Origin of the sequence: Mycobacterium xenopi (genome assembly GCF_009936235.1) — a bacterium.
GTDB classification, from domain to species: domain Bacteria; phylum Actinomycetota; class Actinomycetes; order Mycobacteriales; family Mycobacteriaceae; genus Mycobacterium; species Mycobacterium xenopi.
Window position 1 is genome coordinate 2,660,075 of sequence record NZ_AP022314.1, and the last position, 11,054, is coordinate 2,671,128.

At 65.7% G+C, this 11,054-nt stretch carries 11 protein-coding genes; all 11 read right to left on the minus strand.

The window, feature by feature from the left end:
- Positions 1-48: 48 nt before the first annotated feature.
- On the minus strand, positions 49-549 hold the full coding sequence (locus tag MYXE_RS12445) for a VOC family protein (protein ID WP_085196287.1): 501 nt from the start codon (positions 547-549) through the stop codon (positions 49-51).
- 91 nt (positions 550-640) lie between these two features.
- On the minus strand, positions 641-1,345 hold the full coding sequence (locus MYXE_RS12450) for a TetR/AcrR family transcriptional regulator (protein ID WP_197904866.1): 705 nt from the start codon (positions 1,343-1,345) through the stop codon (positions 641-643).
- A 71-nt stretch (positions 1,346-1,416) separates the two neighbouring features.
- Positions 1,417-2,121: an Rv1815 family serine proteinase gene (locus MYXE_RS12455; protein ID WP_003921776.1), complete on the minus strand. Its 705-nt coding sequence runs from the start codon at positions 2,119-2,121 to the stop codon at positions 1,417-1,419.
- Between the two features lie 145 nt (positions 2,122-2,266).
- Entirely contained in the window at positions 2,267-3,115 is an 849-nt protein-coding gene (locus tag MYXE_RS12460) for a sterol desaturase family protein (RefSeq protein ID WP_085196290.1), read from the minus strand.
- Between the two features lie 52 nt (positions 3,116-3,167).
- Positions 3,168-3,926 (minus strand): MgtC/SapB family protein, encoded by a 759-nt coding sequence (locus tag MYXE_RS12465; RefSeq protein ID WP_085196251.1) that lies wholly within the window; start codon positions 3,924-3,926, stop codon positions 3,168-3,170.
- A 149-nt stretch (positions 3,927-4,075) separates the two neighbouring features.
- Positions 4,076-5,464, minus strand: a complete 1,389-nt coding sequence (locus MYXE_RS12470; protein WP_085196253.1) for a PPE family protein — start codon at positions 5,462-5,464, stop codon at positions 4,076-4,078.
- 11 nt (positions 5,465-5,475) lie between these two features.
- Positions 5,476-5,775: a PE family protein gene (locus MYXE_RS12475; protein WP_085196255.1), complete on the minus strand. Its 300-nt coding sequence runs from the start codon at positions 5,773-5,775 to the stop codon at positions 5,476-5,478.
- A 49-nt stretch (positions 5,776-5,824) separates the two neighbouring features.
- Positions 5,825-7,057, minus strand: a complete 1,233-nt coding sequence (locus tag MYXE_RS12480) for a PPE family protein (protein WP_112650309.1) — start codon at positions 7,055-7,057, stop codon at positions 5,825-5,827.
- A gap of 597 nt (positions 7,058-7,654) precedes the next feature.
- Entirely contained in the window at positions 7,655-7,981 is a 327-nt protein-coding gene (locus tag MYXE_RS12485; RefSeq protein ID WP_085196259.1) for a DUF732 domain-containing protein, read from the minus strand.
- Between the two features lie 43 nt (positions 7,982-8,024).
- Positions 8,025-9,404 (minus strand): PPE family protein, encoded by a 1,380-nt coding sequence (locus tag MYXE_RS12490; RefSeq protein ID WP_085196261.1) that lies wholly within the window; start codon positions 9,402-9,404, stop codon positions 8,025-8,027.
- Positions 9,405-9,618: 214 nt separating this feature from the next.
- Positions 9,619-10,878, minus strand: a complete 1,260-nt coding sequence (locus tag MYXE_RS12495) for a PPE family protein (protein WP_085196263.1) — start codon at positions 10,876-10,878, stop codon at positions 9,619-9,621.
- Positions 10,879-11,054 lie beyond the last annotated feature (176 nt).

The window sequence follows — 11,054 nt, forward strand, 5'->3', positions numbered from 1 at the left end:
GGCGGAACTCCCTCTCGTCGCTGCGCGTTGCACCGTCGCTGGCCCGACTCACCGCTGCTCCTGCTTCACGTAGTCGAAAAACGCCCGGATCTCATCGGAGATGTGCGCGATCTCCACGAAAGGCACACCCGCTTGCGGTGCCGACACGTAGGCGAACCGCATCCCGCCGGGCATCAGCCCCTCCTGCGCGACGGTTGCTCCGTGTTCGCAGGCCGCGGAGACCATCGCGTCGAACTGCTCGACGGTTTCCGCTTCGACGCAGATGTGGTGCAGGCCCGGTCCGCAGTCTCGCAGAAAGTCACTATAGATGTTCGGCCCCCGGACCGGCTCGAGCAGTTCCAGCTGCATGTCACCGAGATAGCTCAACGAGATGTTGGCGACGAAGTCGGCGGGTCGGCCGCGGTAGCGGCAGCTGTCCGAAGCGAAATGCACTTCGGGCAGCCGAACCCATTTGCGAACACCTAACACACTGGTGAGGGCCTTTTCCGTGGCATCCAGGTCGGCGGTTACCCAGGCGATCTGTACTGGCGTTCCGGCGTGCAGGCTCATCGCCTGGCAGAATAGCCCAGCCCGCAGACCCACAGACAGGCGTTGCCGCAGGGGCCGCGTCCCGATGGTCCGAAGGATAGGTGAACAAGTTTCAATTCGCGCCGGCAACGGCGTCACGCTGCGTCAGCACGCCGACCAGCAGGCGAACCTGGGTATCGAAGAGCGCTTCGGGATCGGCGAGGGTGCCGGCGCCGTACCGCGCGAACACCTCAAGGCTGACCGCCCCCACGATTGCGGCCCACAACAGCAAACACTTGGCGACGACGCGATCGTCGCCCGGAAACCCGAAGTTGTCGCGAACCCGTTGCAAGTCCGACGAGATCGGCTGTGGCGCGGTGTGATCGGTCAACATGATGTCGCCGGTCGCGATCCCGGCGGCAACAGCGTCGAACAACACGCCCAGCACTCGGGCACCCGGTCGGACCGTCCGCTCCGCCGGCGCTTGATAGCCAGGCACCGGGCTGCCATACAGCAACGCCCACCTGGCCGGGTGCGTCAGAGCCCATCGGCGCACCGCGTGCGCGATCGCGAGGACGTCGTCACTCCACACCTCCGCCATCGCGTCGCGGGCCGCCTCGACCGCATCGGCCAAATCGTCGTAGGCGTCGACGAGCAGCAACGTCAGCAACTCGTCGCGGCTGGCCACATACCGGTACACCGCCGACGAGACCATGCCCAGCTCGCGGGCGATCGCGCGCAGCGAAAGCCCGGCCACCCCATGCTCGACCAGGTGGCGACGGCCCAGCTCGACGATCTGCGCCTCGATGCGCTGGCGCGACGCGCGCCGCTTGCCCACATGCCAAGTGTGACACAAAACGAGAACGGTGCTCTTGATTTTGTTCGGCGGAGCGGCGCGTGAGCGGAATTTCAGATCTTCGGCACGAAGCTCGGCTGTTTGCTGCCCATGGTGGCCACCCCGACGTCCTCGCGCACCTGTTGCGAAGCCGACACCCAGGACACCGCCGCCGGAAACTGCCCCCACCGGCTGTTGAACATCCCGACGATAAGCGCCGAGCCGGAATTGGGGGTGACATACACCGGGCCGCCGGAGTCGCCGTTTTGGCTGACGATGCTGTCGGACATGGTGAACCAGCCATTGTTGACCTGCTCGACGGTGCCGCAGCTCTCCCCGGTGACGACCCCGAAGTGGCAGACCGGTTCACCGGGCCGCACGACCAGGCCAGGATCCGATCCCAGCACTCGCCCGCCGGGCAGGACGTTGTTGGCAGTCACGTCGTCGGCCAGCACAATCGCCTCATAGTCGGCGATCTGCTGGTCGGCCGCGACGGTCGACCCGTTGGGGGTGTTGTTTCGGAACGTCGCTTGGTTGCCGATCACATTGCCGTCTTTGTTGGTGACCGGGCCGTGGCCGTGGCAGTGTCCCGCGGTGAAGGCGACGCGCAGCGCCGGATCGACGTAGCCCAGGGTGCACAGGTGGGTGTCCTGGTGGATTTCCATGCCGGGAAACACCAGCAGCGGGTCGGCGCGGGCGACCACGGGCACGGGCCACACCGACAGTGCCATGGCGGTGACCGTCACCGCGAACGCAGATAGTGCAGCCCGGCGCACCATCGACTCCCATCCGTTAGCGGCCGACCGACACCGGCCGAGGGCTAGTGGTTATGCAGAGCATCGGCGCAGCGCTTCTAGACGTTACCGGCTGGCCGCAGGCGACGAGCGGCGAGCGAGAAATTCGGCGACGCTCAGATCCCGGTTACTACGGTGCCGGTTGCCAGCCCGGCGGTCCGAAGAGGTAGCCCAGTCGGTCGCGCAGCCGCGTGGCCGAGCGCACATCGCGGGCGATCGCGGCATATTCATAGGTTTGCAGCTTCCAGATGTTGAAGGTGTCGACCTGCTTGGTCAGCCCGTAGTGCGGCCGGAACAACTCAGGTTGGAAGGTGCCGAACAATCGGTCCCAGATGATGAAGATGCCCCCGTAGTTCTTGTCCAGGTACTCGGGGTCCATGCCGTGGTGCACCCGATGGTGCGACGGGGTGTTGAAAATGAATTCGACCGGCGGCGGCAGCTTGCCGATCCGCTCGGTGTGCACCCAGAACTGATAGATCAGGTTCACCGAGAAGCTGGCGAACACCATCCACGGCGGAATTCCCAACAGCGGCAACGGAATCCACATTAAGATCTCGCCGCTGTTATTCCACTTCTGGCGTAGCGCGGTGGCGAAGTTGAAGTACTGGCTGGAGTGGTGGGACTGATGCGTGGCCCAGACCAGCCGAACCCGGTGAGCCATCCGATGATACGTGTAGTACAACAGGTCGACGCCAAGGACCGCGATCACCCACGTGTACCACCGGGTGGCCGGCAGGTGCCAGGGCGCCAGATAGGTGTAGATCGCGGCGTAGCCGAGCAGTGCCAAAAACTTCCAGCCTGCGGTGGTGGCCAGCGACACCAGACCCATCGAGATGCTGGTCCAGGAATCCGGGGCGAAGTAGGCCCCGGAGGGAGGGCGCTGCGCACTCTCGAGGTGTTCGAGCTTGCGGGCCGCAGACCACTCCAAAATCAGCAGCAGCAGGAAAAACGGAACGGCGAAGAGCACCGGATCGCGCATTTGGGCCGGCGGCACGGCTAGGAAATCCGCGATCGTACCCACGCCAGACAGATTACGGCTCGTCAACGTCGCGCGGCGGCCCACTGCCGATGTCCGGCATGGGCAGCATGGAGTCGCTCGGCTCGCCCGCATACCAGTGCACGGCCTGGATACCGGGCTGCAGGGACAGCTCGGCGACAAGTCGCTCAAGGCGTGCCGGCGCGTGACCATCCATGAGCAGATAAGCGGTCAGCGCGACGGTGTCGTCGGCGGCTCGCCCGGTGTGAATCCCCCGCAGTATCAGGTCGTTGGCGCTGGTGTGCTGCACAATCTGGGCCCGCGCGTATTTTTCGCTCTTACGGCGACAGATCAACTGAACTTGGTAGGGCTGCTGATCTTCGCTTTCTTCGACGGCGTTGTCGTGGTCGATCAGCCGGCCAAGCGGGCGTCCCAGCAGATGGATGACGACGACGGTACCGGTGGCGATCACGGCGAACACCAGATGCCCGGATGCCGCCAACACCCCCACGGCCGCCGAGCACCACAATGTCGCCGCGGTATTCAGCCCACGGACGTTGAATCCCTCACGCAGGATCACCCCCCCGCCGAGAAACCCGACCCCAGACACCACATACGACGCCACCCTGGTCGGGCTGGTGTCATTGGTGGCCACCGCGTATAGCACGAACAAGGTCGCCCCGGTTGCCACCAGCGCGTTGGTGCGCAGCCCTGCCATGCGTGCGCGCCACTGCCGCTCCAGCCCGATCAGCGCACCGCAGCCCAGCCCGACAGCCAAGCGCAACGCGAAATCCGCAAGGCTCAGCGTCTGCACGGGGCAGCCCTCCTTTCGCGCGGCTAAGCACCGGTATCAGTGTGGCCCAGCTCAATGTGGCCGGTGCGCTGGCGGCAGCAGTCAACCACCCGTCGGTAAACAACAGGCGAAGCATCCTGGCGCGGAGTCGGCCCGTGCCGGACGCGGTGCTAGCCCGACTGTGCTTTCGGCGGCACGATCGGCTTGCCGGTGCCGGACAAATGCACCGCGTGGATGCCCGGTGTCTTCGACAGTTGATCGAGCAGACTCTGAAGATGTGCCTGATCGGTATGCCAGTGCTGCACCGACTCGGGCTTTTGCGACAGCTCGGCGAGGACACGCTTGAGCTTCTCCGGCGTGTCTTTCGTTTTGTCCGGACTCGGTTGGCCGCCGCGGGCCGGGGTTGCATCGAGGATGCGAGGCGCAATGCCGCCCATTGCGCCACCTGCCAAACCGGCCAGGGCCAGCTGACCAACCAAACCTCCTGCGCCGTCTGCGGTGGCCGCCGGGGCGCCCGCAGCGCTGGTGCCGGACAACACGCTGGCGGCCAGCCTGACCGTCGGGGTGGCTACCGCCCAGGCTGGGGGAACCGACAGCGCCCCGACGAAGCCCGACTGGCCCATCCCGGCTGAAACCGCTGACGCGGCCGCACCAGCCGCACCGATCGCCTGCGTGCTTGACCCGAGCCCCGCTGCCAGAGCTTCGCTGGCAGCTGCCACACCCGCGGCGGGCAGCATGTTTTGCAGCCCCCGCACGCCCGACACGAAACCGAAGATCAGGGTGATCAGAACGTCGTTGGCGGGCAGTATCAGCTTGGGTACAGCCTCGACATACGCACTCAGCGTCGAGAACTGGGCCGCTGGGTCCGTTGACCCTGTGATGAAGCTCAGGAAAGACGAGAGCGGGTCGGGCGGGTCAGCCGCCGCGGGCGCCGCAGCGCTCTGCAGCGCCGACGGCACCTGTGACATCAGGTGTGACAGCGTCGACTGCGCGTTGCCGGCCGATGTGGCTGCGGCGCTGGCCACCGTGCCGTCGCCGTTGGCGGTGGGCGGCGGCGGCGTGAACGGCGTCAATCGGGTGGCGGCTGCCGACGCGGCCGCATAGCTGTACATGGTGGCGACATCGTGCGCCCACATCTCGGCATACTGCGCTTCGGTGGCCGCGATCGCCGCCGTGTTCTGCCCAAGAATGTTGGTCGCCACCAGGGACGCAAGCTGGCTGCGATTGGCTGCGATCACCGGCGGAGGCACTACTGCGGCGAAAGCGGTCTCGTAGGCCGCCGCGGCGGCCCGGGCCTGGGTCGCCGCCTGCTCGGCCTGGGTGGCGGTGACACGCATCCATGCGGCATAGGGTGCGGCGGCCGACGCCATGGTGGTCGACGACGGACCCCGCCAGCTGGTGGTCAAGCCGGTGATCGCGGACGAGTACTCGTCTGCGGCTGAACGCAGCTGCACAGCCAATCCGTCCCAGGCTTCGGCCGCAGCCGTGATCGGCCCAGCTCCAGCGCCGGCGTACATTCGGCCGGAGTTCACCTCCGGCGGCAGCAAGCCGAAATCCATTGCTACACCTCTTAACTCGTGGCCGTCGTGTTGGCGGCCTCAGTGATGGCGTACGACCAAGCGCCGGCACGCAGAGCGCTAACGAACGCCTCGTGAATCGCGGCGGGGTGAGCCCCGACTGCCTGATAGATTTGGGCGTGCGCGACGAACTGCGCCGCAGTCAGCGCTGAAACCTCATCTGCCGCCGCGGGAACCACACCGGTTGTTGGAGGCGCTGCCGCAGCGTGCTCGGCGTTCATCGCCGAACCGACTGCAGTCAGCTGCCCGGCAGATGCCGTGAGCAGCTCGGGTTGCGTTAGCACGAAGGACATAGCTCCTCCTCACTGCGCTGGGCGTGAAATAGCATGTAGACCAACATTTTTAGTCGCCATCGGGTATCACGATGATGGTGGCGCTAGCTGACTGTCCTGGGCCAGCAGCGCCACCCACGCCGATGGATCGTGTTGCGGTGCCGCCGCTTCCGGCCATCGCCCGTCCGGCCAAACTTGACAGGGCCATATTGCTGAAAAGGCTTCCCTGGCCGTCCGCGGCGATGGCTGTCGCTGCGCTGGTCGTGCCGGTTTCGGGCGACGCGACAGCCAGCGGCTTGACCGTCGGAGCGGCAACCGCCCAGCCCTGCGGTACCGACAATCCCCCGACATAGCCGGCTCGACCCATGCCCGCCGCTACCGTCCCGCCGGTTGAACCCAGGAGACGCGTACCCGAATCGAGCCCAGCCTCGAGCATTCCGCCCGTGGCCGCCGATTGTGCACCGAAAACCCTGGCAGCGACGGTGCCATAATTCTGTGCGGCCGTTGGCAAAAGATAGTTTTGGAAGGCCAACAGATAAGGCACACCGCCGATCGGGAAGTACGAAATCGGCGACGTCGGGCCGGTGATGAACGTCAGGAACGACGACACCGGGTTGGGTGGATCAGCCGCCGCTGTGGGTGCGGACGAGACCGGCGCGGCCAAGCTTTGCAGCGATTGCGGTAGCGCGGAGATCGCATGTGGCAGTGTCGAGTGCGCGGTACCCGCTGAAGTGGCGGCGGCCTGGGCGACCGCAGCAGCCTGAGCCGACGGGCCCGCTAGGGTCGTGGTCTGTGGCGGCGGGCTAAACGGTGTCACCCGGGCAGCGGTCGCCGACGACGCGGCGTAGGCGTACATCGCACCCGCGTCCTGAGCCCACATTTCGGCATATTCGGCCTCCGTGGCCAGGATCGCCGGGGTGTTTTGGCCGAAGATGTTCGTCGCCACCAGCGTCATCAACTGTGCGCGGTTCGCCGCGATCACCGGTGGCGGTACTGTCGCCGCAAACGCGGTCTGATAGGCGGCAGCCGCCGCATTGGCCTGTGTGGCGGTTTGCTCGGCTCGGACGGCTGTGGCGCTGATCCACGCCGCGTACGCTGCGGCAGCCTCAGCCATCATCGCCGACGACGCCCCTTGCCAGCCCGCCGCCAAGTCCGAGATCACTGACGTGAACGCGGCTGCAGTGGAATGTAATTGGGCAGCCAGACCATCCCACGCCGCCGCGGCAACCAGCATCGTCCCTGCGCCCGGACCAGCATACATTCGACCGGAGTTGATTTCCGGCGGCAACACCCCGAAGTCAATCATCCATAGCCTCCCGGCGGTTCAGTTGGCGCAAAGTACATTGGCAACTGCGGCGCCCGCGGGCGATTCTGCTGTGCGCCACCTTGCGGCCACACGGTTTTTCTGCATGCGCCGGCAGCGAATACCGGTTTGCGGGTACACGGCGACCTCTTACTTGCGGTGACACATCGTGGCTTGGCGGTCAGACCGACCGATACAACTTGGCGAGGAGACGCGTGCAGCCCATCGACGGATCGAACCGGTAATTGACTGCCATCAGCGGTGCTCTCCCCATGTGGCAACGGTGTACGAAACTGCGGCCGCGGGCTCCCGTCCCAACCTCGCGCCGAGCGTAACGCCGGTAGCAATCCCTGACAAAGGGTCACAGCAAACACACAGGACAATGTCAGCAATTCGTCGAGATGGCCTGCCGCTCGGCGCCGATCCCCCTGAGCCAACAAGTTGCCATGCCCACGAACGCGGAGTGGTGTTGGCGTTGGTCACCACGCGCGCATGTTGCCCGGGGTGAATCTTCGTCGCTAACGATAGGCAAGACACGCGTGCGGCAACGTGAGAGCCCGATTCCGGCCCTGTGGTTCAGGCTATTTGGCGATGCCGCTACTGCTTGGACGACAGCTGTTGTGGGCAGTAGGACCGCGCCGCAATCGCGGCAAACTGAGCCGCGCCGTCCGTGGTGAACCCGGGGTTGGTGGTCTTGAGATCCTTGAGCACTTCCAACCCGGATTCGCCGTTATCGATCAGACCACACACTGCTTTGGCTGCCGTAATCGCTTGATCTGCATTGTGGTACGTGATGCCCGCTTTTCGCAGGGAGGCCAAGAAGGCGGCATTGTCTGTACCGTCCTCGGCGCCGGGATCGCCGTGGGCGGGCACGGCGAGAACGATCGTTGCGGAAACACTAGCTAATGCGAGTGCCAGTCTCATCAGCCCTCCTGTTTCTCGTGCAGGCGCATTACCCCGGGCCGCGCTACCGCGATTTTGTCGTGGGTGGCGCGGCTTGGACCTGGCCGTCAGCGGAGAGGTGCACCGCATGAATGCCCGGCTTTTTCGACAGCTCAGCGAGCAGCCCATCAAGGCCAGCCTCATCAACTTGCCAGTGCTGCACGGCGTCCGGTCGCTGCTGTAGTTGGGCGATCACCCGGTCGAGCTTGACCGGTGCGTTTGCGTCTTTGCCCGACGCGGCACGGCCTCGGATGCCGGTCCCGGCGACGACCCGGGGTGCAGAGGCGCCCAGCGCCCCGCCAGCCATACTCCCCGCAGCCATCTGCCCGAGCAGGCTCCCCGGGATGTCAACCGCTGGAGCGGCAGCCAAACCGCTGCCTGGTAACACGTTGGCCGCCAGCCTGATCGCGGGAGTAGCCGGCGCCCAGGTAGGCGGCACCGACAACGCTCCCACCGTCGACGCCGCGCCCACACCCGCCGATACCGCCCGCGCCGCGCTGGTCGATGCCAGCGACCGTACGTTACCCAGGCCGGCACCCAACGATGATTTGGGTATCTCGGGAAGGTTGACCGGGGGTTTGAAAAACGTCTTGAACTGGACCATGCCCATGTTGGGAACGCTCATGCTGTCGTTTGCGATGGTGCTGCCCTTGGTCAACGACGCCGCGACGGAGAACATGCTCGAATACATCGATCCTGTAGAGGAATTGCCCGTCATCGCATTCAAGAGGTTGCCCATGGCGGCGTTGTATTGCGTGCTGGCGGACGCGAGTTGTTGCAGTATCTGCGGGATCCCAGACAGGATCGATTGCGTGCCGGTGCCGCTCGAGGCGCCGGTAGCCTGAGCGACGGCCGCTGACTGCGAGGCCAACCCAGCCACATTGGTCGTCTGCGGCGGCGCGCTGAACGGTGTCATCTGGGTGGCGGCCGCCGAGGAACCTGCGTAGCCGTACATGACTGCGGCGTCTTGGGCCCACATTTCCGCGTACTGGGCTTCAGTTGCCGCGATCGCCGGCAGATTCTGCCCGAAGACGTTCGTGGCCAGCAGGGAGGCCAACTGGCTGCGGTTGGCCGCGATCACCGGTGGCGGGACAGTGGCGGCGAATGCGGCCTCATAGGCGCTGACCGCGACTCGGGCCTGAGCGGCCGCCTCCTTGGCCTGTGCAGCCGCGGTCGACATCCACTCCACATACGGTGCTGCCGCTGCTACCATCGATGCCGACGATGGGCCAGCCCACGACCCGCTGGTAAGGCCTGAGATCAGCGAGCCATACGAAGCCGCCGTAGATTGCAAGTCGGCGGCCAGCGCATCCCAGGCGGCAGCTGCGGCTAGCATCGGCCCCGCGCCTGGACCGGAATACATTCGGGCGGAGGTGATCTCCGGCGGAAGCGACCCGAAATCCATTGCTATACCTCTTCTTAGCCGACCGCGATCACAATCGCGTTCTCAGCGGCAGCACACGAGCCAAAGCACGTCGAGCCGATGCCTAACAGGTCGACGGCTGTGGTCTTCACCGCCGGCATACCTGGCGGACTAGGGTCCGGCTCAGCTGCCGCTCCAAAAGCTGTGGACGACAAGCGCATCCGCATTACTCCAATCTGTACGGGCTGGTTGGCCGTCATTGTTCCGCGGGCGGTATCACGATGATCGTGGCTGTAGTAGGGGCCGCCTCGGCGGCGCCGCTCAACACGCGCGAAGCCGTGCCGCCGATTGAGCGTGTGGCTGTACCGCCGATCGCGCGTCCGGCCAGACTCGACAGCGCCATGTCGCTGAACAGCCCGGCCTGGCCGTCCGCGGCAATCGCGGGAGCAGCCCCCACCCCGGTGTTCGGCATCACCGTTGCCACCGACCTGAGCGCGGGCGCCGCAGTGGCCCAGCTCGTCGGCACCGAAAGCCCGCCGACCAAGCTTGCTCGGCCCATGCCCCCCGACACCGCTCCCCCGCCCAGGCCCGCGGGCTGCAGCTCGGACATGAAACCACCCGATAGCGGCCCCAGCACTCCGGTGATCGGTTTTGAGGGACCCAGCAACGACGCGACGCCCGGCCCGTTTTGGGCAAGGCCGAGCGCCTGCATGGCCGTAAGCCACCAGCCACCGGGCACGGCCATCAACCCGATCGGTGAGTACGCCCCGGTCGCGTTCGATAACAATGTGGAAAGGCTGGACAGGCTCGACTGCAGTCCCGACAGTCCAGACGACGATGACGCCGAAGTCGATGTTGCCGTTGCCGCAAGGCTTTGCAGGGTACTCGGCACTAGGGAGATCAGCTGCGACAACGCCGATTGCACGCCGGTGCCGCCCGATGTTCCGGTGGCTCGGGCAACCGCCGCGGCCTGATCCGCGGTGCCCGCCGCACTGGTGGTCTGGGGAGGCGGGCTGAACGGTGTCATTTGTGTGGCCGCTGACGACGAGCCTGCGTAGCCGTACATGGCGGCGGCGTCTTGTGCCCACATCTCCGCGTAGTGGGCCTCAGTCGCGGCGATCGCCGGGGTGTTTTGTCCGAGAATGTTGGTCGCAATCAACGACATCAACAGGCTGCGGTTGGCGGCGATCACCGGCGGCGGCACCGTCGCGGCGAACGCGGCCTCATAGGCAGCGGCTGCCGCCCTGGCCTGGTTGGCAGCCTGTTCAGCCTGCGCGGCGGTCTGATTCATCCACGCCAGGTATGGCGCGGCCCCGGCGATCATCGCGGCCGACGACGGACCAGACCACGCAGCGCTCGTCAATCCCGAGATCACCGACTGGTAGGAGGCCGCCGTTGAAACCAAGTCGGCGGCCAAACCGTCCCAGGCGGCTGCCGCGGCCAGCATCGGCCCCGGTCCTGGGCCCGCATAGATCCGCCCCGAGTTGACCTCCGGCGGCAATGCCCCGAAATCCATGTCCCCAACCTCTAGTTACTGATCCCACGCCGCCAATTCGCCGGTCGTGCCCGATGCTCTGCCAACAGCGGCATACTCCCTTCTCAAATGTCCGTATCTAACTCCGCTCGAGTTCTGCTGCTGCAGTTTGTATTTCGCTCATCTACCTAGCTATGGCGCACACCAACAGTTACAAC